The following is a 26,996-nucleotide window of genomic DNA, read 5'->3' on the forward strand; positions in this document are numbered from 1 at the left end:
GGCGGCTCATGTGCCGTACCTGGCCGTTTAGTTGATCGGTGGGAACGCTACTGAGCTGGCCAAAGGGCGGCCTACCCTTAGCCCACCCCTGCCGCGGGCCCCGGCGGATGAGGGGAAATCCCGCACTGCGCGCCAACAAAAAGGCCGGGGTGCGTGACGGCTGCCGTTCAACCGTCACGCACCCCGGCCCGGGTGCCGGATCCGCCCCGGGTCGGGCGGTCAGGGGGTCGCGGGGGTACCGAGCTCGTTGTCGAGGATGTCGAACAGCTCGTCCGCGGTGACCTCGTTCAGGTCCTCGCCACGGTCCGGGATCTCCGGCGTGGCATACCCCTGGGCGTGCATCGGTGGCCCCTCGAGCCGGCCGGCCAGCTCCCGGAGCCGGTCGGCCAGTTGCGCCCGGGCCGGGCCGGTCGGCGGGGCATCGGCCAGCAGAAGGGATTCCAGCCTGCCGAGCTCGGCCTCCACCCCCGGTACGGGTGCGGCAGGTACGGCGGGTGCCAGGCGCCGGGCGAGGTAGGCGGCGACTTCCGCCGCACTCGGGTAGTCGAAGATCAGCGTGGCGGGCAGGCGCAGTCCACTGGCCGCGCTCAGCCGGTTCCGCAGCTCCACCGAGCCGAGCGAGTCGAAGCCCAACTCGCCGAAGGCACGGTCGGGTTCTATTGCCTCACCCGACGCGTGACCGAGGACGGCAGCCGCGTGACCCCGTACGACGTCCAGGATGATCCGGATCCGCTCCTCCTCGTCGTCCAGCCCGGCGATGCGGGCGGGCAGCGAGGCGACGCCGGGCGTCGACACCGCGTTGCGCTTGCGGGCGACCGGGACCAGCCCCCTCAGGAGGGCGGGCAGTTCGTCGGTACGGGTGCGCAGCGCGCCCGTGTCCACCTGGAGGGGGACGGTCAGCGCCGAGCCCGAGGCCAGGGAGGCGTCGAACAGGGCCAGCGCTTCCGCCTCCGACAGCGCGGGCGTGCCGGCGCGGCGCATGCGCTCCAGGTCCGCGTCGGTGAGGTGGGCGGCCATGCCGGTGTTGACGTCCCACAGGCCGAAGGCCATCGAGGTCGCGGGAAGCCCTTCGGCGTGGCGGTGGGCGGCAAGTGCATCGAGGAAGACGTTCGCCGCCGCATAGTTGCCCTGCCCGGCCGCCAGAACCAACCCGCCGGCCGAGGAGAACATCACGAACGCCGACAAGTCCAGGTCTGCGGTCAGCTCGTGCAGATGCCACGCCGCATCCGCCTTCGGCCGCAGCACCGCATCCATCCGCTCGGACGTCAGAGCACCCACAACGCCGTTGTCCGCGACACCCGCCACATGCACCACACCCGACAACGGGTGCTCCAAACCATCCAGCAAGGCAGCCAGCGCCTCCCGATCGGCCACATCACACGCCACGACCGAGACCTGCGCACCCAACCCCGTCAGGTCAACGACCAGTTCACCGACACCCGGAGTATCCGATCCACGCCTGCCCGCCAGTACCAGATGACGCACACCGTGCTCAGCCACCAGGTGCCGGGCCACCAGAGCACCCAGACCACCCGTACCACCGGTGATCAGGACCGGCCCCGAGCCTCCCCATGCCGACTCATGAGGATCGGCATCGACCGCGAGCCGCGCCAGCCGCGGCACCAGCACCACACCACCACGCACCGCCAACTCCGGCTCACCCAAGCCCAGAAGAAGCCCCAGCTCCACCGAGCCATCGGAGTCGACCAGTACGAACCGGCCCGGATTCTCCGCCTGCGCCGCACGCACCAGACCCCACACCGGAGCCTGCCGCACATCAACCACATCACCCGCCGCGACAGCCACCGCACCCCGCGTGACCACCGCCAGCACCCGGCCGTCGGAAAGGTCATCCGCCAGCCACCTCTGTACGGCCTCCAGGACCTGCTGCGCGTACGTCCGTACGTCGGCGAGCACGTCCGCGGTCTGAGGCACCTCGCCGCAGTCGAAGACCACGGCGTCGGACACCTCGGCCGTGTCCGGCTTCGGCGCGGGCTGCCACTCCACGTGGAGCAGCGCATTGCCCGTACCCGCGCCCAGTTGCTCCGCCGACACGGGCCGGGAGAGGAGGGACTCGACCGACAGCACGGGATGGCCGTGTTCATCGGCAACGGTGAGCGAGAGCCCGTCCTGCTGGGCGACGGGCGTGATGCGAACCCGCAGGGCCTTCGCTCCTGCGGAATGCAGGGCTACTCCGTTCCAGGCGAAGGGCAGCAGGGTCTGACCGCCGCCTTCGCGGCCCGGGATGCCGAGCAGCCCGACGTGCATGGCCGCGTCGAGCAGGGCGGGGTGGAGCCCGAACCGGGTCGCGTCCTCGGAAGCCTGCTCCGGCAGGGACACCTCGGCGTAGAGGGCGTCGCCGAGCCGCCAGGCCGCAGCGAGACCCTGGAACACCGGCCCGTAGTGATATCCGGCGGCGGCGAGGTCCGGGTAGGCGTCGGAGACCGGAACGGCCTCGGCTCCGGCGGGCGGCCAGCTGGTGAGCGCCTCCGCGGGGTCCACGGACGCCGGGGCCAATACGCCCTCGGCGTGGCGGGTCCACGGCAGATCCGGTGCGTCGTCGGCTCGCGAGTGAACGGCCACGGTCCGGTGCCCCGATTCGTCCGCCGGGCCGACCACGACCTGGACGGCGATGCCGCCCCGCTCGGGGAGGATCAGCGGTGCCTGGAGTGTGAGCTCTTCGAGCAGCCCGCAGCCCACGTGGGTGCCCGCGCGGACGGCAAGCTCCACGAAGCCGGTACCGGGCAGGAGGACGCTGCCCAGGACTTCGTGGTCGGTGATCCAGGCGTGAGTGCTCGCGGACAGCCGGCCGGTGAGTACGGTCCCGCCGTCGTCGGGCAGCTCCACGGCCGCCCGCAGCACGGGGTGGTCGATGCCGACCTGACCGGTGTCCGCCGTGCCACCGCCGGCCGCCGGCGCCGTCATCCAGTAGCGGGTGCGCTGGAAGGCGTAGGTCGGCAGATCGACCCGGCGGGCGCCGGTGCCGGCGTAGAAGGCCTGCCAGTCGACGTGTACGCCGTCCACGTGGAGCTGCGCGAGGGCGGTGACGAGGGTCTCTGCCTCGGGCCGGTTCTTACGGAGACCCGCGACAGCCATGCCGTCCACTCTCTGCGCGGCCAGCCCGGTCAAGACGCCGTCGGGACCGATCTCCAGGAACCGGGTCACACCCTGCTGCTCCAGCGCGACCACGGCGTCAGCGAAACGAACAGCCTCCCGCACCTGCCCGACCCAATACTCCGGCGACTGCCACGCCTCCGACAGCTCACCCGACACCGTGGAGACCACAGGTATGCGCGGCGTGCCGAAACTCAACTCCTCAGCCACAGCACGGAACTCGTCCAGCATCGGATCCATCAGAGAGGAGTGGAACGCATGCGAGACAGCCAGACGGCTCGTCTTGCGACCGGCCGCCACAAAGCGCTCACCGAGCACGAGGACCGCCGCTTCAACACCCGAAACGACCACGGATTCCGGACTGTTGACCGCCGCGATCCCGACCCCGTCGGTGAGCAGCGGCAGCACTTCCTCCTCGGTGGCCTGGAGGGCGAGCATCGCGCCACCGGCAGGCAGCGCCTGCATCAGACGGCCACGCGCCACCACCAACCGGGCAGCATCCGCCAGAGACAGCACCCCCACCGCATGCGCGGCAGCCAGCTCACCAATCGAATGCCCGGCCACTACGTCGGGCTTCACACCCCACGCTTCGACCAGCCGGAACAACGCCACTTCCAACGCGAACAGCGCAGGCTGCGTGATCGCGGTCGCATTCAGAGCCTCCGCATCCTCACCCCACACCACATCCCGCAACGACCGCCCCAGCAACGGGTCGATCTCCCCACACACCGCATCGAAAGCCGCCGCGAACACCGGGAAGGCGGCGTACAACTCCCGCCCCATCCCCAACCGCTGCGCACCCTGCCCCGTGAACAGGAAGGCAGTCTGGCCCTTGGCCTCCGCCCCGCTCACCACGCCCGGGTGGTACTGCCCTGCGGCCAGCGCCGCGAGGCCTTCCGCCCGGTCGTCGGCCGTGATCACCGCACGGTGCTCCATCACACCGCGTGAGGTGGCGAGGGCGTGCCCGATGTCCTCGGGGGCATACGCGTCCACCACCTCGAGCAGGGCGCCCGCCTGGCCGGCCAGCGCCTTCGCGGACTTCGCCGACACCACCCACGGGACGACCGGCAGTCCGCTGCCGACCTTCGCTTCCGCCTCCGCCACGGCCTCCCGAGGCGCCTCCTCCACGATCACGTGCGCGTTGGTCCCGCTCAGCCCGAACGAGGAGATGCCCGCGCGCCGCGGCCGGCCCTCGGCGCGCCATTCCCGGGCCTCGGTGAGCAGTTCCACCTCACCAGCAGACCAGTCGATCTGATCCGACCGCTCCTCCGCATGCAGGGTCGGCGGCAACACCCCGTGCCGCATCGCCATCACCATCTTGATGATCCCCGCGACACCCGCCGCCGCCTGCGTATGCCCGAAGTTGGACTTGACCGAGCCCAGCCACAGCGGCCGGCCCTCTGCCCGCCCCTGCCCGTACGTGGCGATCAGTGCCTGCGCTTCGATGGGATCGCCCAGTCGGGTGCCCGTGCCGTGCGCCTCCACCGCGTCGACCTCGGCCGCCGTCAGCCCGGCGTCCGCGAGCGCCTGGCGGATCACCCGCTGCTGCGCCGGACCGTTCGGGGCGGTCAGACCGTTGGACGCCCCGTCCTGGTTCAGCGCCGAGCCCCGCACGACGGCCAGCACCCGGTGTCCGTTGCGCCGCGCGTCCGACAGCCGCTCCAGCAGCAGGACGCCCGCGCCCTCACCCCACCCCGTACCGTCCGCACCCGCCCCGAACGACTTGCACCGGCCGTCCATGGACAGCCCCCGCTGCTCGCTGAAGTACACCAGCATGTCGGGGGTGGACATCACCGTCACCCCACCGGCCAGGGCCAGGGAGCACTCCCCCGACCGCAGGGCCTGCGCCGCCATGTGCAGGGCCACCAGCGACGACGAGCACGCCGTGTCGACCGTGACGGCCGGTCCTTCCAGGCCCAGCGTGTAGGCGACCCGGCCGGAGACGAGACTGCCCGCCGTGCCACCGGCGTAGTCGTGGTACATCACACCGGCGTACACACCCGTCCGGCTCCCCTTGAGCACGTCCGGGTCGACTCCGGCCCGCTCGATGGCCTCCCAGGAGATCTCCAGCAGCAGCCGCTGCTGCGGATCCATGGTCAGCGCCTCGCGCGGGCTGATCCCGAAGAACGCCGGGTCGAATTCGGCCGCGTCGTAGAGGAAGCCTCCGTCACGCGCGTACGACTTGCCCGGCACCCCCGGCTCCGGGTCGTACACACCCGGGTCCCAGCCCCGGTCGTCGGGCAGGGGGGCGATGGCGTCCACGCCGTCGGCCACCAGCCGCCACAGGCCGTCCGGCGTGGTCACTCCGCCGGGGTAGCGGCAGGCCATGCCCACGATCACGACCGGATCGTCGTCCGTGGCCCGGACGGCGGCTGCCGCCCCCGGCACGGTGGTGGTGTCCGGGGTTCCGTCGAGGAGTTCGCGCACGTAGGCGGCGGCCGCTTCGGCCGTCGGGTAGTCGAAGATCAGCGTAGCCGGAAGCCGCAGTCCGGTCGCCCCGTCGAGCCGGTTGCGCAGCTCCACGGCGGTCAGCGAGTCGAAGCCCAACTCGTCGAAGGCGCGCCGGGGTTCGATGGCGTCACCCGACGCGTGTCCCAGGACTGCGGCGACCGTCGTACGGACCAGGTCGAGCACGGCGGCGGCGCGGTCGGCTCCGGTCAGTCCGGCGAGCCGGCCGCGCAGTGCCGGGGAGCCGGATCCGGTACGGGTCGCCCGGCGGCCGGGGCCGCGTACGAGGCTGAGCAGCAGGGCGGGGGCTTCGTCGGCGTGGGCGCGGAGCACCCCGAGGTCCAGGCGCACCGGCACGGTGGCCGCGAGGCCCGAGTGCAGCGCGGCGTCGAAGAGGGCGAGGCCTCGGTCGGCGGGGAGGGCGGGGGTACCGGACTGCCGCATCCGCTCGAGTTCGGCGGCGCCGAGCCGGGTGCCCATGCCGCCCTCGGTGTCCCACAGCCCGAAGGCCATGGAGGTGGCCGCCAGCCCGGTGGCCCGGCGATCGGCGGCGAGGGCGTCGAGAAAGGCGTTGGCGGCCGCGTAGTTGGCCTGTCCGGTCGAGCCGAGGGTTCCGGCGATGGAGGAGAACAGGACGAACGCGGTGAGGCCGAGGCCTTCGGTCAGTTCGTGCAGGTGCCAGGCCGCGTCCGCCTTGGGGGCCAGCACGCCGCTGACCCGCTCGGGGGTCAGCGAGGTGACCACGGCGTCGTCGAGTACGCCCGCGGCGTGGACGATCCCGCGCAGCGGGTGGGCGGGATCCACCTCGCCCAGAAGAGCCGCGAGGGCATCGCGGTCGGACACGTCGCAGGCGGCGACGGAGACCTGCGCGCCCGACTCCTCCAGTTCAAGGACCAGTTCGGCGACCCCGGGCGCCTTCGCGCCCCGCCGGCCGGCCAGCAGCAGATGCCGCACCCCGTGCCCGGTGACCAGATGGCGGGCCACCAGCGCGCCCAGGCCGCCGGTGCCGCCGGTGATGAGGACCGTCCCGGCCGCGTCCCAGACGGGCTCCGGACCGGTGGCGGCGGACGTGACCCGGACCAGCCGGGGAACGAACACCCTGCCCTCGCGTACGGCCAACTCCGGTTCACCCTGGGCCGGTACGCGGCCAAGGTCCGCCGAGCCGTCGGTGTCGAGGAGCACGAACCGGCCCGGGTTCTCCGCCTGCGCCGCGCGGACCAGACCCCACACCGGGGCCTGGCACACGTCGACCGGATCGCCGTCTCCGACCGCCACCGCACCGCGCGTGACCACCACGAGGGACGCGCTGGCGAACCGCTGGTCCGCCAGCCACGCCTGCACCACGGCCAGGACCCGGTGGGACAGGGCGTGGACGGCGGCCGGCACCTCCTCCTCGTCCGGCGCCGCGCACTCGAAGACGACCGTGCCGTCGACCGGGCCCTCGGCGTGGACGTCCTCCCACCGGGCCCACTCCCCCGCCGCCGGGATGCCGGAGCCGGGGTCGGCCGGCTGCCATGCGACGCGGTAGAGCGGATCCGCGGCCGGGCCTGCGATCCGGGCCTCGTCCACCGCGCGGCCGACGACCCCGCCGACCGCGGCGACCGGGACACCGTCGGCGTCCGCGATGTCCAGGGCCAGGCTCTGCGGGGTGGGCCGGGAGATCCGTACGCGAGCGGCCGCCGTGCCGGCCGCGAAGAGCCGTACGTCCTTCCACACGAACGGCAGAACCGTGGCACCGTCGTCACCGGCGCCGTCCACCAGCGCCGCGTGCATGGAGGCGTCCAGCAGCGCCGGGTGCAGCCCGTACGCGCCGGCCTCCACGTCCTCCGGCAGGGAAACCTCGGCATAGACGGCTCCGTCGAGCCGCCAGGCCGCCGTCAGCCCCTGGAAGACCGGTCCGTACGCGAGACCCCGCTCGCGCAGGGCCTCGTACGCGCCGTCGAGAGGGACCGGCACGGCGCAAGGCGGCGGCCACGCGGACAGGTTGAAGGCGGGCGCCTCCGCGCCCTCGGCCAGCAGCCCCTCCGCGTGCAGGGTCCAGTCGGGGTCCGGGTGGCTTTCGTCCCGGGAGTACACGCCGACCGGGCGCCGCCCCGACGCGTCGGCAGCGCCGACGACGACCTGTACGGCGACGGCGCCGCCCTCGGGGAGAACGAGGGGCGCGTGGAGGGCGAGCTCTTCCAGTACGTCGCAGCCCGCGTGGTCGCCCGCGCGGATCGCCAGTTCGACGAAGCCCGCGCCGGGGAAGAGGATCGTGTCCCGCACCACATGGTCGGCGAGCCAAGGCTGCGCGCCGACGGCCAGCCGCCCGGTGAGGACGGCGCCGCCGGAGTCGGCCAGGGTCACCACCGCGCCGAGGAGCGGGTGTGCGTGACCTGCCGTCGCCCGCACCGCGTCGATCCAGAAGCGGGTGCGCTGGAAGGGGTAGGTGGGGAGGTCGACCCTGCGAGTGCCGGTCTCGGCGTAGAGGGCCTGCCAGTCGACGCGTACGCCGTCCACGTGCAGTTGGGCGAGAGCGGTGACCAGGGTCTCGGGCTCGGGCCGGTTCTTACGGAGACCCGCGACGAGTACCCCGTCCACGCTCTGCGCGGCCAGCCCGGTCAGGATGCCGTCGGGGCCGATCTCCAGGAACCGGGTCACACCCTGCTGCTCCATGACGCGCACCGCGTCGGCGAAACGGACGGCCTCCCGCACCTGCCCGACCCAGTACTCCGGCACCTGCCACCCGGTGGAGGTCTCGCCCGTGACGGTCGACACCACGGGGATACGCGGCTCGCTGTACGTCAACTCACTGGCTAGGGAGTGGAATTCCTCCAGCATCGGCTCCATCAGCGCCGAGTGGAACGCATGCGAGACGGCCAGACGGCTGGTCTTGCGACCGGCTGCGGCGAAGTGCCCACCCACCGCCAGAACGGCCGCCTCGAGACCTGAAACCACCACGGATTCGGGCCCGTTGACCGCCGCGATCCCGACCCGGTCGGAGAGCAGCGGCAGCACTTCCTCCTCCGTCGCCTGGACCGCGAGCATCGCGCCACCGGCCGGGAGTTCCTGCATCAGACGGCCGCGCGCGACGACCAGCCGGGCCGCGTCCGCGAGGGACAGCACCCCCACGGCATGGGCGGCGGCCAGCTCACCGATCGAATGCCCGGCCACCACATCAGGCCGTACGCCCCACGCCTCAACCAGCCGGAACAGCGCCACTTCCAACGCGAACAGGGCAGGCTGGGTCAGGGCGGTCGCGTTCAGCGCCTCCGCATCCTCACCCCACACCACATCCCGCAACGACCGCCCCAGCAACGGGTCGATCTCCCCACACACCGCATCGAAGGCCGCCGCGAACACCGGGAAGGCGGCGTACAACTCCCGCCCCATCCCCAACCGCTGCGCACCCTGACCCGTGAACAGGAACGCCGTCCGCCCACCGGACCGCGCCTGGCCGGCGATCACCCCGGGGTGGTCCTCGCCCGCCGCGAGGGCGGCCAGTCCGCTTTCCCGGTCACCCAGCACCACGGCCCGGTGTTCGAACAGGGACCTGGAGCTCGCCAGGGAGTGGCCGACGTCCGCGGGCCGGGGCTCTTGCTCGTAGACGCGCGTGAGCAGCGCCGCCGCCTGGTCCGCCAGGGCCTGCGCGGACTTCGCGGAGAGCGGCCACGGCACCACCGGGGGCAGCGAGCCCACCGGCTCCTCGCCATCGGCCGTCTCCTCGGCGGGTGCCTGCTCGACGATCACGTGCGCGTTGGTCCCGCTCAGCCCAAAGGAGGAGATTCCCGCCCGCCGCGGCCGGCCCTCGGTCTGCCACTGCCGCGCCTCGGTCAGCAGTTCCACGTTCCCCGCCGACCAGTCCACCTGGTCCGAGGGCGCGTCCACGTGCAGGGTCGGCGGCAGCACTCCGTGCCGCATCGCCATGACCATCTTGATGATGCCCGCGACACCCGCCGCGGCCTGCGTGTGCCCGAAGTTGGACTTGACGGAGCCCAGCCACAGCGGCCTTCCGTCGGGCCGCTTCCTGCCGTACGTGGCCAGCAGTGCCTGCGCTTCGATCGGGTCTCCGAGCCGGGTGCCCGTGCCGTGCGCCTCCACCGCGTCGACCTCGGCCGCCGTCAGCCCGGCGTCCGCCAGGGCCTGGCGGATCACCCGCTGCTGCGCCGGACCGTTGGGGACCGTCATGGCGCTCGACGCGCCGTCCTGGTTGACGGCGGACCCGCTGACCAGCGCGAGCACCGGATGGCCGTTGCGCCGCGCGTCCGAGAGCCGTTCCAGCAGCAGGACGCCCGCGCCCTCACCCCAGCCCGTACCGTCCGCGGCCGCCGCGAACGGCTTGCAGCGGCCGTCCGGTGCGAGCCCGCGCTGCTCGCTGAAGTACACCAGCATGTCGGGGGTGGACATCACCGTCACCCCACCGGCCAGGGCCAGGGAGCACTCCCCCGTCCTGAGCGCCTGGGCCGCCATGTGCAGGGCGACCAGCGACGAGGAGCACGCCGTGTCCACGGTCACGGCCGGGCCTTCGAGGCCGAGCGTGTAAGAGGTGCGCCCGGAGACGAAGCTGCCCGCGCTTCCGTCGGCGTAGTCGTGGTACATCACACCGGCGTAGACGCCCGTCCGGCTGCCCTTCAGCGTGGTCGGGTCCACCCCGGCCCGCTCGATGGCCTCCCAGGAGATCTCCAGCAGCAGCCGCTGCTGCGGATCCATGGTCAGCGCCTCGCGCGGGCTGATCCCGAAGAACGCCGGGTCGAATTCGGCGGCGTCGTAGAGGAAGGCGCCGTCGCGCGCGTACGACTTGCCCGGCATGCCGGGCTCCGGGTCGTACACGCCCGGGTCCCAGCCCCGGTCGGCCGGGAAGCCGGACACCGCGTCGGTGCCGTCGGCGACCAGCCGCCACAGGTCCTCCGGTGTGCCGGCCCCGCCGGGGTAGCGGCACGCCATGGCCACGATCGCGATCGGGTCGTTGCCCGCGGCGGTGAGCCGGGCGTTCTCTTCGCGCAGCCGCTCGTTGTCCGTGAGTGACTTGCGCAGGGCCGCTACGACCTGTTCCACCGATGTGCTCACGTCATCCTCATCATCCAGGTCGGGGTCAGCTGAGTTCGCCGCCGGCCAGGGCGGCACGTACGAGGTCGTCCACACCCATGTCCTGGATGGCGGCCGGGCCCTGCGGCGCCGGGTCGGCGGCCGCCTCGGCAGGAGCGGTCTCCGCCAGGCCGAGCAGGGCGTCGAGGAGGCCGGACTCGCGCAGGCGCGCGGCCGGGATCGACAGCAGGGCCCGCCTGATGCCGTCCTCGTCGAGCGGCTCTCCCGCCGCCGCGGCGGCCGGCTCGGGCTCCAGTTCCTCCAGCAGGAAACCGGCCAGGGAAGCCGAGTTGGGGTAGTCGAACATCAGCGTGGCGGGCAGCCGCAGTCCGGTCGCCTTCTGGAGCCGGTTGCGCAGTTCGATGGCCCCGAGGGAGTCCAGTCCCAGCTCGGTGAAGCCGCGGTCGGCAGCGACTCCCGCCGGGTCGCCGTGGCCCAGTACGGCGGCCGCGTGGCCCCGTACGAGTTCCTCCAGGTAGCGGACCCGCTCCGGCCCGGCGGTCAGGCCGGCCAGCTTGCGCCGTACCAGGGAGCCGCCGGTGTCTCCGGAGCCCGCGGACGGGACCGCGGTGGGCTTGACGGTCTTGCGTGCGGGCGGTCCTGCCAACCCCCGCAGCAGGGCCGGGATGTCGTCGGCCCGCTCGCGCAGCGCGGCACGGTCGAGCCGGACCGGGGCGAGCAGGGCGTCGTCCAGTGCCAGCGCCGCGTCGAACAGGGCCAGCCCGTCGTCGAAGGACAGCTCCAGGACGCCGGAGCGGCCCATCCGGCGCAGGTCGGCCTCGGTGAGCTCCGGGCCCTCGCCGACCGTGCCCTCCCACAGGCCCCAGGCCAGCGAGGTGGCTGCGAGACCGGCGGCGCGGCGGTCGGCGGCCAGTGCGTCGAGGAAGACGTTCGCCGCCGCGTAGGTGGCCTGTCCGGCGGACAGGATCTGGCCGCCGGCCGAGGAGTAGAGGACGAACGCGGTCAGTCCGAGGTCCTTGGTCAGCTCGTGGAGGTGCCAGGCGGCGTCCGCCTTGGGCCGCAGCACCCGGCTCACCTGCTCCTTGGTGACGGCGCCGACCAGGGCGTTGTCCATGACTCCGGCCGCGTGCACGACACCGGTCAGCGGGTGCGCGGCCGGGATCTCGTCGAGCAGTGCCGCCAGCGCGTACCGGTCGGCCGCATCGACCGCGACGATCCGCACGGATGCACCCAACGCGCCTAGTTCCTGGCGGAGTTCCTCGGCTCCCGGGGCCTCCGTGCCCCGCCGGCTGGTCAGTACGAGGTGGCGTACGCCGCGCTCGGCGACCAGGTGCCTGGCGAGCACCCCGCCCAGCAGGCCGGTGCCGCCGGTGATCAGTACGGTGCCGTCCGGGTCCCATTGCGGGGCCGTGGCGTCCCCGGTGGCGGCGACGGCGTAGCGGGGTACGAGGATCCGGCCGGCCCGGAGGGCGATCTCCGTCTCGGCCGTGGCGACGGCCGCGGGCAGGGCCTGCACGGACGCGTCCGCCTCGTCGAGGTCGACGACGGTGAAGCGGCCCGGGTTCTCGGCCTGCGCGGCGCGCAGCACACCCCATAGCGGGGCCTGTACGCAGTCCACGGTGTCGGCGGGGTCGACGGGCACGGCGTTCCGGGTGACGAGCACCAGACGGGAGTCGGCGAACCGCTCGTCGGCCAGCCACTGCCCGAGCCCGTCGAGCAGTCGGCCCACGGAGGTGCGGACCTGCTCGGGCACGCCGCCTGTGGTACCGAAGACGTCGGAGACGTCGGGCGCGGTCAGGACGACCGTGCCCGGCACCTGCGGCTCCGAGGCGAGGTCGGCGAGCGAGCCGACCGCCCGGAGGCCGGGCAGACCGGACCCCACGACCAGCCAGTCCTCGACGGACACCGGGGTGCCGGAGGGCTGGTGCGACTGGTCAGCCTCGTGCGGCTGCCAGTCGATGCGGAACAGGCCGGCGCCACTGCCGCCGTCGCCGCCCGCCAGTTGCTCGGCGGACACCTCGCGCACCACCAGCGACTCGACGGTGGCCACGGGCTCACCGGTCGGTGCGGTGATCCGCAGGGCGACGGCGTCGGGGCCGGGCTTGGTCAGCCGCACGCGCAGCGCGGCGGCGCCGGAGGCGTGCAGGGTGACGCCGTTCCACACGAAGGGCAGGGCGGCCCGGACGGGTCCGTCGCCGTCCCCGTCCCCGTCGAAGATGCGTTCCGCGTGCAGGGCCGCGTCGAGCAGCGCGGGGTGCAGAGCGAACGCGGCGGCCTCCGTACGGGCGTGGTCGGGCAGCGTGATCTCGGCGTACAGCTCGTCGCCGCGCCGCCAGGCGGCCGTGAGGCCCTGGAAGACCGGCCCGTAGCCGTACCCGAGTCCGGCGAGGTCCTCGTACATCCCGCTCACGTCGACCGGGCGGGCGCCGGCCGGGGGCCAGGCCTCCAGGTCCGCGGCGGGGACCGCCGGCTCGGGGGCGAGGACACCGCGGGCGTTGCGGGTCCACGGGGCGTCGGCGGCGAGGTTCTCGGCGCGCGAGTAGAGGGTGACGTCCCGCCGCCCCGACTCGTCCGCCTCGCCCACGACGACCTGCACGGCGACTCCGGTGTTCCCCGGCAGCAGCAGCGGGGTCTCCTGGGTCAGCTCCTCCACCCGGGCGCAGCCCGCCTCGTGTCCGGCGCGGAGCGCCATCTCGACGTACGCGGTGCCGGGCAGCAGGACGCTGCCGTGTACGGCGTGGTCGGCGAGCCAGGGGTGGGTGGGGACGGAGATCCGGCCGGTGAGGACCGGGGCGCCGGTCTCGGGCGAGACGACGACCGCGCTGAGCAGCGGGTGCCCGGCGGGCTGCTGCCCCAGTCCGGCCGCGTCGCCGACGGCGGCGGGGGCGTCGAGCCAGTAGCGGGTGCGCTGGAAGGGGTAGGTGGGGAGGTCGACCCGCTGGGTGCCGGTACCGGCGAAGAAGGCCTGCCAGTCGACGGCCACGCCGTGTACGTGGAGCTGCGCGAGGCCGGTGACCAGGGTCTCGGGCTCGGGCCGGTTCTTACGGAGACCCGCGACAGCCATGCCGTCCACACTCTGCGCGGCCAGCCCGGTCAGGATGCCGTCGGGGCCGATCTCCAGGAACCGGGTCACGCCCTGCTGCTCCATGACGCGCACCGCGTCGGCGAAACGGACGGCCTCCCGCACCTGCCCGACCCAGTACTCGGGCGATTGCCACGCCTCCGACAGCTCACCGGTCACGGTTGAGACCACGGGTATGCGCGGCGCGCTGAAGCTCAGCTCCTCGGCCACAGCACGGAACTCGTCCAGCATCGGATCCATCAGGGCGGAGTGGAACGCGTGCGAGACGGCCAGACGGCTCGTCTTCCGGCCGGCCCCGGCGAAGTACTCGCCCACGGCCAGAACCGCCGCTTCCACACCCGAAACCACCACCGACTGCGGACCATTGACCGCCGCGATACCCACCCCGTCGGTGAGCAGCGGCAGCACCTCCTCCTCCGTCGCCTGGACGGCCAGCATCGCGCCACCAGCCGGCAGCGCCTGCATCAGACGGCCACGCGCCACCACCAACCGGGCAGCATCCGCCAGCGACAGCACCCCCACCGCATGAGCGGCGGCCAGCTCACCGATCGAATGCCCGGCCACCACGTCAGGCCGTACGCCCCACGCCTCCACCAGCCGGAACAGTGCGACTTCCAACGCGAACAGGGCAGGCTGGGTCAGGGCGGTCGCGTTCAGCGCCTCCGTATCCTCACCCCACACCACATCCCGAAGCGACCGCCCCAGCAACGGGTCGATCTCCGCACACGCGGTCTCGAAGGCCGCCGCGAACACCGGGAAGGACGCGTACAACTCCCGTCCCATCCCGAGCCGTTGCGCACCTTGCCCGGTGAACAGGAACGCCGTCCGCCCTCCGGACCGCGCGGAGCCTCGTACGCCCTCGCCCTCCCCCTCGAGGAAGGCTTCGAGCCCGCTCAGTGCGCTCTGCCCGTCCGCGGCCAGGACGACTCCGCGGTGTTCCAGCGCCGCCCGGCCCGTGGCCAGGCTGTAGGCGACGTCGCCGAGGTCCAGTCCCGGGTCGGCGAGCAGGCGTGAGTGGAGCTCGCGTGCCTGGCGCGCCGGGCCGTCCGCGTCGGAGCCGGACAGCAGCAGCGGCCACGCCGCGGGAGCCGTCGCCTGGACCCGGGCCGGGGCCTCGGCCACGGCCGGCTCCGGCGCCTCCTCGACGATCAGGTGGGCGTTGGTGCCGCTCAGGCCGAACGAGGAGACGGTGGCCCGGCGCGGCCGGTCCGCCCGTCGGGGCCAGGGCCTGGCCTCGGTGAGCAGCCGTACGTTCCCGGCCTCCCAGTCGACCTCGGGCGAGGGCTCGTCCACGTGGAGGGTCTTGGGCATCAGGCCGTTGCGCAGCGCCATGACGGACTTGATGACTCCGCTGACACCGGCCGCGGCCTGGGCGTGTCCGATGTTGGACTTGATGGAGCCCAGCCACACCGGGTCCTCGGCGGGCCGCCCGCGACCGTACGTGGCGAGCAGGGCCTGTGCCTCGATCGGGTCGCCCAGCCGGGTGCCCGTGCCGTGGCCCTCGACCAGGTCCACGTCGGCGGTGGTGAGGCCGCAGGTGGCCAGCGCGCGCTGGATGACGCGCTGCTGCGAGGGGCCGTTGGGGGCGGTCAGTCCGTTGCTGGCGCCGTCCTGGTTGATCGCCGAGCCGCGGATGACGGCGAGGACCTCGTGGCCCAGGCGCTGTGCGTCGGAGAGCCGTTCGACGAGCAGCAGGCCGACGCCCTCCGCCCAGCCCGTGCCGTCCGCGCTGCCCGCGAAGGCCTTGCACCGACCGTCGGCGGACAGTCCGCGCTGCTGGGCGAACTCGACGTAGATCTCGGGCGTGGACATCACCGTCACACCGCCGGCCAGCGCCATGCCGACCTCGCCGCGGCGCAGCGCCTGGCAGGCCATGTGGAGGGCGACCAGCGAGGACGAGCACGCCGTGTCCACGCTGACGGCCGGGCCTTCGAGGCCGAGGGTGTAGGCGACGCGGCCGGTCAGGATGGAGGCCGCGGTGCCGTTGCCGAGGTAGCCGGCGACGTCGTCGGGGATGTGCTGGAGGCGGGAGCCGTAGTCGTGGTACATGACGCCCGCGTAGACGCCGGTCTGGCTGCCGCGCATGGTCGTGGGGTCGATGCCGGCGCGTTCGAACGCCTCCCAGGCGGCCTGGAGCAGGAGCCGCTGCTGCGGGTCCATGGCGATGGCTTCGCGGGGGCTGATCCCGAAGAACGCGGGGTCGAACTCGGCCGCGTCGTAAAGGAATCCGCCTTCGCGTGCGTACGTCTTCCCGTGCAGGCCGGGCTCCGGGTCGTAGAGGGCGTCGGTGTCCCAGCCCCGGTCGGCGGGGAAGTCGGCGATGGCGTCGCGTCCTTCGGCGACGAGGTCCCACAGGTCTTCGGCGGAGCGCACGCCGCCGGGGAAGCGGCAGCTGATGCCGACGATGGCGATGGGTTCGTCGTCCGAGAGGCCTGCCGGGGCTGCGGGCTGCTCCGGTGCCGCTTCCGGTTCCGATCCGCCGAACTCCGTGTCGAGGTACTCGGCGACGGCGCGGGTGGTCGGGTAGTCGAAGACGAGGGTGACGGGAAGCCTGAGGCCCGTCGCGGAGTTGAGCGCGTTGCGCAGTTCGACGGCCGCGAGGGAGTCGAAGCCCAGTTCCTTGAAGGCGCGGTCGGCTCCGACGGCGTCCGCCGATGCGTGGCCGAGGACGGCCGCGACCTGGGTGGCGACGAGGTCGAGCAGGGTCCGGCGGCGTTCGGTGGCGCCGAGGGCGGCCAGCCTGCGGGCGAGGCCGTCGCCGGCGGGTGCGGTGTTCGCCGCGGTACGGCGGCCGGCGGGCCGGGCGGCGGCCGCGGCGGCGCGCAGCAGCGGCGGGATGTCGGCGCCCCGGGCGTGCAGGGCGGCGGGGTCGACGAGGAGGGGGGCGAGCAGGGCGTGCCGGGTGCGCAGGGCCTCGTCGAAGAGGGCGAGGCCGCGGGCTGCGGGGAGGGCGGGGAGGCCGAGCCGGTTCATCTTCTCGACGTCGGCGTCGGTGAGTTCGCCGCCGAGACCGGTGTTGACGGCCCACAGTCCGTACGCGAGGGAGGTGGCGGGGAAGCCGGCCGCTCGCCGGTGGGCGGCCAGGGCGTCCAGGAAGACGTTCGCGGCGGCGTAGTTGCCCTGTCCGGCGGGGAGGACGAGTCCGCCGGCCGAGGAGAACATCACGAACGCCGTCAGGCCGAGGCCCTCGGTCAGTTCGTGCAGGTGCCAGGCGGCGTCCGCCTTGGGCCGCAGGACGGTGTCCAGGCGTTCGGGGGTGAGCGTGCCGATCAGCCCGGGGTCCACCACGCCCGCCGCGTGGACGACGCCGGTGAGCGGGTGCTCGTCCGGGATCGCCCCGAGTACGTCGGCCAGTGCGGCGCGGTCGGCCGCGTCGCAGGCGGCGACGCGGACGTCCAGGGCTCCGGCGTCCAGGAGCCGCTCCCGCAGTTCGGCGGCGCCGGGGGCCTGCGGGCCGCGCCGGCTGGTGAGCAGCAGGTGGCGTACGCCGTGCCGGGTGACGAGGTGGTGGGCGAGGCGGGCGCCGAGTCCGCCGGTGCCGCCGGTGATCAGGACGGTGCCCTCGCCGTTCCAGGGGGCGTCCGCCTCGGGTACGGCGGTCGGTACCAGCCGCGGGATGAGGAACCGGCCGTCGCGTAGGGCGAGTTCGGGCTCTCCGTGGGCCAGCGCCGCGGCCGCGATGGCCGGGAAGTCCGCCGGGTCGGTGTCCGGGTCGGTGTCGAGCAGGACGATCCGGCCCGGGTTCTCGGCCTGGGCCGCCCGGACGATGCCCCACACGGAGGCCTGGGTCAGATCGGGGGCGGTGTCCTCGGTGGTGGCGACCGCGCCGCGGGTGACGACGACCAGGGTGGTGAACTCGAACCGCTCGTCCGTCAGCCAGGACTGCAACAGGCCGAGCACGTACGAGGTGACCGTGCGCGCGGCTTCGAGGACGGGCCGGCGCACCGGGGTGGGGCAGCAGGCCAGTACGACGGCCGACGGGTCGCCGAGGATGGCCAGTCCGTACTCGTCGAGCACCACGACGGAGGAGGAGTGGACGGGTTCGGCCGGCTCGGGGAGCGGGGTCCACTCGATGTGGTGCAGGGCGTCGGAGAGGGTGCCGTCGGCCGGTTCCAGCTGGTCGGCGGAGACGGGCCGGCAGATCAGCGAGGCCACGGTCATCACCGGGCGGCCGGTCTCGTCGGCGACGACCATCGCCGACTCCTCTGCGCCGCGGATCCGGCGTACGTACACGCGCAGGGCCGCGGCTCCCGTCGCGTGCAGGCTGACCCCGCTCCAGGCGAAGGGCAGCAGTGCCTCGGTGCCGCCCTCGCCCTGGTCGACGAGGACGTCGACGTGCATGGCGGTGTCCAGGAGCGCCGGGTGCAGTCCGTAGCCGACGGCCTCGCCGCGCACCGCGTCGGGCAGGGCGACCTCGGCGAACAGCTCGTCGCCGCGCCGCCAGGCCGCCTTGAGGCCCTGGAAGGCGGGCCCGTAGCCGTATCCGCGCTCGCGCAGGCTCTCGTACGCCCCGGTCACCTCGACGGGGGTGGCGCCGCGCGGCGGCCACTGGGTGAGGTCCGCCTCGACCTGTGGGGGCGCGCCGGTGACGAGGAAGCCGGTGGCGTGCCGGGTCCAGGCGTCTTCGGGGGCGCCGTCCGGGCGGGAGTGGATGTGCACGGGGCGGCGGCCGGACGCGTCGGGCGCTCCGGCGGCGACGCGCAGGGCGGCGCCCCCGGTGGCGGGCAGGACGAGCGGGGCTTCGAGGGTCAGCTCCTCCAGGAGGTCGCAGCCCACCTGGTCGCCGAGGCGTACGGCGAGCTCGACGAAGCCGGTGCCGGGGAGCAGTACGGCTCCGTGCACCGCGTGGTCGGCGATCCAGGGCTGTCCGGCGGCCGAGAGCCGGCCGGTCAGGACGACGGAACCGGACTCGGGCGAGACGACGGCCGCGCTGAGGAGGGGGTGTTCGACGGGGTCGAGGCCGGCCGAGCCGAGGTTTCCGGTGGCCGCGGGCACATCGAGCCAGTAGCGCTCGCGCTGGAAGGCGTAGGTGGGCAGGTCGACGAGGGTGCCGGGGCGGCGGGCCGGGCCGCCGAGCACGGCGGGCCAGTCGACGGCGCTGCCGTGCGCCCAGGCCGAGCCGATGCCGGTGAGGGCTTCGCGGGCTTCGTCGCGGTCACGGCGCAGCAGGGGGACGAAGGCGGTGTCCTCGTGGGTGGCCGAGCCCGCGCCGAGCGCGGTGAGCACGGCGTCGGGGCCGATCTCGACGAAGGTACGGACGCCCAGTTCCTCGGCGCGGCGTACCGCGTCGGCGAAGCGGACGGGCTCGCGGACCTGGCCGGCCCAGTAGGCGGGCGACTGGCACGTGGTGGAGGTCTCGCCAGTGACGGTGGAGACGATGGGGATGCGCGGTTCATGGAAGGTCAACCGCTGGGCCACGGCGGCGAGTTCGTCGAGCATGGGTTCCATGAGCGCCGAGTGGAAGGCGTGTGAGACGGAGAGGCGGCTGGTCTTGCGTCCGGCGGCGGCGAAGTGCTCGGCCACGGCGAGGACGGCCGCCTCGGTGCCCGAAACCACCACGGCCCGCGGGCCGTTGACGGCCGCGAGGCCCACCTGGCCGGTGAGCAGCGGCCGCACCTCCTCCTCGGTCGCCTGGACCGCGACCATGGCGCCGCCGGAGGGCAGGTCCTGCATCAGCCGGCCGCGTGCGACGACGAGTTCCGCGGCGTCGGCGAGGGACAGGACGCCCGCGGCGTGCGCGGCGGCCAGCTCTCCGATCGAGTGCCCGGCCACCACGTCGGGCCGCAGGCCCCAGGTCTCCACCAGCCGGAACAGCGCCACTTCGAGCGCGAACAGGGCGGGCTGGGCGAGGGCGGTGGCGTGGAGCGCGTCCGCGTCCTCACCCCACACCACCGCGCGCAACGACTGCCCGAGGTGCGGGTCGATCTCCGCGCAGGCGGCGTCGAAGGCCGCCGCGAACACCGGGAAGGCGGCGTACAGTTCCCGGCCCATGCCCAGCCGCTGGGCTCCCTGGCCGGTGAAGAGGAAGGCGGTCTTGGCGTCCTGGGCCACCGCCGCTCCCGCGAGGAGCTCCAGCGAGCGGGAGAGTTCCGCCCGGTCGGCGCCCAGGGCGACGGCGCGGTGCTCCAGCGCCGCGCGTCCGGTGGCCAGTACGTGGGCGGCGGGGGCCAGTTCCTCGTCGGACAACGAGGCCAGGCGTTCCCGCAGCCGGTCGGCCTGGGCGCGCAGGGCCTCGGGCGTGGCACCGGAGACGGTCCAGGGGACGGCGGGGAGGGCGGCTCCCGGCGGGGCCTCGACGGCCGGGCCCGGCTCCGGCTCCGGCTGCGGCGCCTGCTCGATGATCACGTGGGCGTTGGTGCCGCTGATCCCGAAGGAGGACACACCGGCCCGCCGCACCCCGGCCGGTGTGACGGCCCACTCCCGCGCCTCGGTGAGCAGTTCCACCTCGCCGGCCGACCAGTCGACCTGGTCGGAGGGGGTGTCCGCGTGGAGGGTCCGCGGCAGCAGGCCGTGGTCCATGGCCAGGACCATCTTGATGATGCCCGCGACACCGGCGGCGGCCTGCGTGTGCCCCATGTTGGACTTGACGGAGCCCAGCCACAGCGGCCGGCCCTCGGGGCGTTCCTGTCCGTACGTCTCCAGCAGGGCCTGCGCCTCGATCGGGTCGCCCAGTCGGGTGCCCGTGCCGTGCGCCTCGACCACGTCGACCTCGGCCGCCGTCAGCCCGGCGTCCGCGAGCGCCTGGCGGATCACCCGCTGCTGCGCCGGACCGTTCGGGGCGGTCAGACCGTTGGACGCCCCGTCCTGGTTCAGCGCCGAGCCCCGCACGACGGCCAGCACCCGGTGTCCGTTGCGCCGCGCGTCCGACAGCCGCTCCAGCAGCAGGACGCCCGCGCCCTCACCCCAGCCCGTACCGTCCGCGCCCTCGCCGAAGGACTTGCAGCGGCCGTCGGCGGCGAGGCCGCGCTGACGGCTCATGTCGAGGAAGGTGTCCGGGGTGGACATGATCGTGACTCCGCCGGCGAGGGCCAGCGAGCACTCCCCGGCGCGCAGCGAACGGGCGGCCATGTGCAGGGCCACCAGCGAGGAGGAGCAGGCGGTGTCCACGCTGATCGCCGGGCCCTCCAGGCCCAGGGCGTAGGCGACCCGGCCGGAGACCACGCTCGCGAGGCTGCCGTTGCCGTGATAGGCGGCCACGTCCTCGGGGAGCGGACCGAGCCGCAGCCCCCAGTCGTGGTACATCACTCCGGCGAAGACGCCGGTGCTGCTGCCCTTGACGGAGCGGGGGTCGATCCCGGCGCGTTCGAAGGTCTCCCAGGCGACCTCCAGCAGCAGCCGCTGCTGCGGGTCCATGGCCTGGGCCTCGCGCGGGCTGATCCCGAAGAACGCCGGGTCGAACCGGGCGGCGTCGTAGAGGAATCCGCCCTCCGTGGAGTACGTCCTGCCGGGCTTGCCGATCTCCGGGTCGTAGAGGTCGTCCGCCCAGCCCCGGTCGGCGGGGAAGGGGCCGATGGCGTCCGCGCCGTCCGCGACGAGCTGCCACAGCTCCTCGGGTGAGGTCACTCCGCCGGGGTAGCGGCAGGCCATCCCGACGATCACGATCGGGTCGGCGGTGGCGCCGGCGCCCGGGGCCGCCGGGGCGGGGGCCTGGGCCGGGGCGGCCGTACCGACGAGCTTGGTCACGAGGTGCTCGGCCAGCGCGGTCGCCGTCGGGTAGTCGAAGGTCAGGGTGGCGCTGAGCCGCAGTCCGGTCGCCGCGCCGAGCCGGTTGCGCAGTTCCACGGCGGCCAGCGAGTCGAAGCCGGTCTCGGTGAACGCCCGGTTCGCGGTGACCTCTTCGGCGCTCTGGTAGCCGAGTACGGCAGCGGCCTCGGTGCGCACCAGCCGCAGCACGGTGGCGAGGCGGTCGGCCGCGCCGAGCTCGGCGAGGCCGGCGCCGAGCGGCACGCGGGCGTGGGCCGGGGCGGCCGCGGCCGCCGCCCCGGCTGCCGGGCGGCGTACGGCGGTCCGTACGAGGGCGCGCAGCAGGGTGGGCGTGCCGTCGCCGCGGCTCCGTACGGCCCGGTGGTTCACGCGTACGGGGACCACCGCCGGCTCGTGACCGGACAGGGCCCGGTCCAGTCGGTCCAGGTTCTCCTCGAAGGTCAGCGAGTCGAGGCCGAGGCGCTCGATCCGGGTGAGGGCGGCCGCGTCGAGGGTGGCGCCCATGCCGCCGCCACCGGCCCACAGGCCCCAGGCGAGCGAGGTGACGACCTGGCCGGCCGCCGCGCGGTGGGCGGCGAGGGCGTCCAGGAAGAGGTTGGCGGCGGCGTAGTTGCCCTGGCCGGCGCCGTCGAGGACGGTCGAGGCGGAGGAGAAGAGGACGAAGGCGGTCAGGTCCAGGCCGGCGGTCAGTTCGTGCAGGTTCCAGGCGGCGTCCACCTTGGGCCGCATCACGGTGTCGAGGCGCTGCGCGGTGAGGTCGCTGGTCAGGCCGTCGTCGATGACCCCGGCGGCGTGCACCACGGCGCGCAGCGGGTGCGCGGCCGGGATCGAGGCGAGCAGCGCGGCGAGGGCGTCCCGGTCGGCGACGTCGGTGGCGGTGACGGTGGCCTCGGCGCCCAAGGCAGCCAGGTCGGCGACGAGTTCGCGCGCGCCGGGGGCGTCGGGGCCGCGTCTGCTGGTGAGCAGGAGGTGGCGTACGCCGTGCCGCCGGACGAGGTGGCGGGCGAGTTCGGCGCCGACGCCGCCGGTGCCGCCGGTGATGAGCACGGTGCCCGTGGCGTCCCAGGGGGCGGGGCGCGCCTCGCCGGGGGCGGGTACGGCGGCCAGCCTGGGGACGTACGACTCGGCTCCGCGCAGGGCCAGTTCCGGCTCGGTGGCGGCGGCGAGCGCCCGGCCGAGCGCGGGGAGCCCGGCCTCGTCGGTGTCGACGAGGGTGAAGCGGCCGGGGTTCTCCGCTTCGGCGGAGCGTACGAGGCCCCAGACGGGGGCCTGGGCGAGGTCGACGTCGGTACCGGGGACGAAGGCGCCGTTGCGGGTGACCACGGCCAGGCGGGAGTCGGCGTAGCGGTCGTCCGCCAGCCAGGTCCGCAGGGCGGCCAGTGCGTCGGCGGCCACCGTCCGGACGGCGACGGTCAGGTCGTCGCCGTCCGGGGTCGGGAGGGTGCGGTAGACGACGACGGGCGGCACCGGGCCGTCGGCGAGCTCCGTGAGATCCGTGAACTCCACGGATTCTGAAGGCAGTTCGAGCGGGTTCCACTGCACGCGCAGCAGCGGGTCCGTACGGTCGCCCGACAGCTGCTGCCCGGTGACGGCGCGCAGCTGCAGCGAGTCGACGCGGGCCACGGGGGCGCCGTCGGCGCCGGCGACGGTCACCGCGAGCTCGTCCCGGCCGCGCGCGGTGATCCGTACGCGGACGGCGGAGGCGCCTCCCGCGTACAGCGTGACCCCGTTCCAGGAGAAGGGGATCCAGGTCCCCTCGGGCCGGTCGCCGCCGGCCGCGAGGGCGTGGTCGGCGGGATGGAGCGCGGCGTCCAGCAGCGCCGGGTGCAGTCCGTAGCCCGTGGCGTCCGCGCGCGTCGGCTGCGGGGGTTCGACCTCGGCGAAGACCTCGCCGTCGCGCAGCCAGGCGGCGCGTACGCCGTGGAAGGCGGGCCCGTAGCCGTAGCCCTCGTCCGCCATGTCTTCGTACAGGGTGCTGACGTCCAGCGGTACGGCGCCGGCCGGGGGCCAGGCGCCGGCGAGGGCGCCCGTGTCCGCGTCGGGGGCGGCGGGTGCCAGGACGCCGGTGGCGTGGCGGACCCACTCGTCCTCGACGGGGTCCGCCTGATCGGGGTGGTCGGGGTGGTCGGGACGGCCGGCGCCGTCCGGGCGGGAGTAGCACGCGAGGGCGCGGCGGCCGTCCGCGTCGGCGGCGGCGACCACTACCTGGATCGCCACCGCACCCGACGCGGGCAGGACCAGCGGCGACTGGAGCGTCAGCTCCTCGACCAGCGCGCAGCCGGTCTCCGCGGCCGCCCGCAGGGCCAGTTCCACGAAGGCGGTGCCGGGCAGCAGGGTGACCCCGGCGATGGTGTGGTCGGCGATCCACGGGTGGGTGCGCGGTGACAGGCGGCCGGTCAGTACGGTGCCGTCGGCGCCCGCGAGGTCGACGACCGATCCCAGCAGCGGATGCCGGGCGGCGAGCTGGCCCAGTCCGGACGGGTCGCCGCCCGCCCGCTCGGGGGCGAGCCAGTAGCGCCGGGTGCGGAAGGCGTAGGTGGGCAGGTCGACGCGGCGGGTGTCGCGGCCCGTGTAGACGGCGTCCAAGTCGAGGAGCGCGCCGCGGGTGTGGGCGAGGGCGGCGGCCCCCAGCGCCTCGCGGACCTCGTCCTTGCCGGCGCGCAGCACGGGCGCGAAGACGGTGTCGGCCTCGCGCTCCTCGGGCAGGCAGTGCGGGCCGAGGGCGCTGAGGACGCCGTCGGGGCCGAGCTCCAGGAAGGTGCGTACGCCGCCCTGTACGGACAGCCAGTCGACGGCGTCGGCGAAGCGGACGGCCTCGCGGACGTGGCCGGTCCAGTAGTCGGGCGAGCGGAGTTCCTCGGAGGTGGCGAGCCGTCCGGTGACGGTGGAGACGAGGGGGATGCGGGGCGCGGAGTAGCCGAGGATGCCCGCGATCCTGCGGAACTCGGCGAGCATCGGTTCCATGAGCGGCGAGTGGAAGGCGTGGCTGACCTGGAGCCGCTTGGTCTTGCGTCCCTGCCCGGCGAAGCGTTCGGCGAGTGCGAGTACCGCGTGCTCCTCCCCCGAGAGGACCACGGAGTCGGGCCCGTTGACGGCGGCGACGGCGACCTGCGCACCGGCCTCGGCGCCGGCCCCGGCCTCGGCGCCGAGGAACGGGAGTATCTCCTCCTCGGTGGCCTGGAGGGCGACCATGGCGCCGCCCCGGGGCAGCTCTTGCATCAGCCGGCCGCGCGCGGCGACCAGCGTGGCCGCGTCCTCCAGGTTCAGCACTCCCGCCGCATGGGCGGCCGCGATCTCGCCGATGGAGTGGCCGGCCAGGAAGTCGGGGCGGATGCCCCAGGATTCGACGAGCCGGAACAGGGCGGTCTCGACCGCGAAGAGGGCGGTCTGCGCGTAGCGGGTCTCGTCGAGCAGCGCGGCCGCCTCGGTGCCCGGCTCGGCGAAGAGGACGTCCCACAGGGAGGTGTCGAGCTGGAGGTCGAGCCAGCCGATGGCTTCGGCGAGGGCGTCCGCGAACACGGGGTGGGAGTCGTACAGTTGCCGGCCCATGGCCAGGCGCTGGCTGCCCTGGCCGGTGAAGAGGAACGCGAGGCGCCCGGAGGGGACCGTGCCGGTCCGGGTGGCGGGGGTGCTCTCCCCGTCGGCGAGGGCGCGCAGGCCCGCCAGGAGCTCCTCGTGGCCGGCCGCCAGGACGGTGGCGCGGTGGTCGAGGGCGGCCCGGCCGGTGCCGAGGGAGTGGCCGAGGTCGTCGGGGGTGAGCTCGGGCCGCTCGGCCACGAACTCCGCGAGCCGGGCGGCCTGTGCGCGCAGCCCCTCCTCGGAGCGCGCCCCGACGGGCACGAGGGCGGGGTGGCCCGTACCGGTGCGGGCGGCGGGGGCCGGTGCCGGCTCGCGCGGCGGCTCCTCCACGATGACGTGCGCGTTGGTGCCGCTGATCCCGAAGCCGGAGACGCCCGCCCGGCGCGGCCGGTCCTCGTCCGCCGGCCAGGGCACGGGCTCGGTGAGCAGCCGTACCGTCCCGGCGGACCAGTCGACGTTTCCGGTGGGGGCGTCGACGTGCAGGGTCCGCGGGAGTACGCCGTGCCGCATCGCCATGATCATCTTCATCAGGCCGGCCACCCCTGCCGCGGCCTGGGTGTGGCCGAGGTTGGACTTCACCGAGCCGAGCCACAGCGGCCGGTCCCCGGGCCGGTCCTTGCCGTAGGTGGCGATCAGCGCCCGGGCCTCGATCGGGTCGCCCAGCGTGGTGCCGGTGCCGTGCGCCTCGACGGCGTCGACCTCCTCGCCCGACAGTCCGGCGTCGGCGAGGGCCTGGAGGATGACGCGCTGCTGCGCGGTGCCGCTGGGGGCGGTGAGCCCGTTGCTGGCCCCGTCCTGGTTGACGGCCGACCCGCGGATGACGGCGAGCACCTGGTGCCCGTTGCGCCGGGCGTCACCGAGCCGTTCCACCACCAGCAGGCCGACGCCCTCGGCGAAGGAGGTGCCGTCGGCGCCCGCTGCGAAGGCCTTGATCTGCCCATCCGGGGCGAGCCCGCGCTGCCTGCTGAACTCGGTGAACAGGCCGGGCGTGCTCAGTACGGTGACACCGCCCGCCAGCGCCATGGAGCACTCGCCGCGGCGCAGGGACTGCACGGCCAGGTGCAGGGAGACCAGCGATCCGGAGCAGGCGGTGTCGACGGTGAGCGCCGGGCCCTCCAGGCCCAGCGCGTAGGCGACGCGCCCGGAGGTGACGCTGAGCGCGCCGCCGGTGACGAGGTAGCCGGTCAGGCTCTCGGGGGCGTCCTGCACCCGCGGCCCGTACTCGGAGGGGCCGGCGCCGATGAACACGCCGGTGCGGCTGCCGCGCAGCGAGGTCGGGTCGATGCCGGTGCGCTCCAGCGCCTCCCAGGCCGTCTCCAGCAGCAGCCGCTGCTGCGGGTCCATGGCGAGCGCCTCGCGCGGGCTGATGCCGAAGAACTCGGCGTCGAACTCGGGGGCGTCGTGCAGGAATCCGCCGGTGCGGGTGTAGCAGGTGCCGGGCACGGTGGGGTCGTCGTCGAACAGTGCGTCGAGGTCCCAGCCGCGGTCGTCGGGGAAGGGCCCGACGGCGGTCGCGCCCCGGGAGACCAGGTCCCACAGCTCCTCGGGCGAGCGCACGCCGCCGGGGAAGCGCCCGCCGATGCCGACGACGGCGATGGGCTCCGCGTCGTAGGCCGCGGCAGCCGCGGGAACGGGGGCCGCGCGGGGGGCCGCCGGCTCGGCGGGCACGCCGAGGAGTTCCGTGCGGACGTACGCGGCCAGCAGCTCGGGGCTGGGGTGGTCGAACGCGGCGGTCACCGGCAGGCCCAGCCCGGTCGCGGCGTTGATCCGGGCGTGCAGGTCGACCAGGGCGATGGAGTCCAGGCCCAGTTCCTTGAAGGAGATGCCGGTCGGCACCACCGGTTCGGTGTCGGGGTGGGCCGCGCGCAGGATGTCGGCGGCCTGCGTGCAGACCAGGTCCAGGAGCAGCCTGGACTGCTCGCTCCCGGGAAGTCCGGTCAGCCGGGCGGCCAGTTCGGCCCCCGGGCGGACCTCCGCGCCGGACAAGTCATCAGCGACAGGATCGAAGCCCGCGGACATCTGCACGCTCCCAGCTCGGTATCGA

The 26,996-nt window shown here is 74.3% G+C and carries 2 protein-coding genes; both read right to left on the reverse strand.

Annotation, left to right across the window (positions count from 1 at the left end):
• Window positions 1-219: 219 nt before the first annotated feature.
• Window positions 220-10,608 carry a type I polyketide synthase gene (locus JIW86_RS11130; protein ID WP_257553612.1) on the reverse strand — a complete coding sequence of 3,463 codons (10,389 nt, stop codon included), beginning with the start codon at window positions 10,606-10,608 and terminating at the stop codon, window positions 220-222.
• Window positions 10,609-10,633: 25 nt separating this feature from the next.
• Window positions 10,634-26,938, reverse strand: coding sequence for a type I polyketide synthase (locus tag JIW86_RS11135; protein WP_257553613.1), 16,305 nt, complete (start codon window positions 26,936-26,938; stop codon window positions 10,634-10,636).
• Between the last annotated feature and the right edge of the window lie 58 nt (window positions 26,939-26,996).

Origin of the sequence: Streptomyces sp. NBC_00162 (assembly GCF_024611995.1) — a bacterium.
GTDB lineage: Bacteria > Actinomycetota > Actinomycetes > Streptomycetales > Streptomycetaceae > Streptomyces.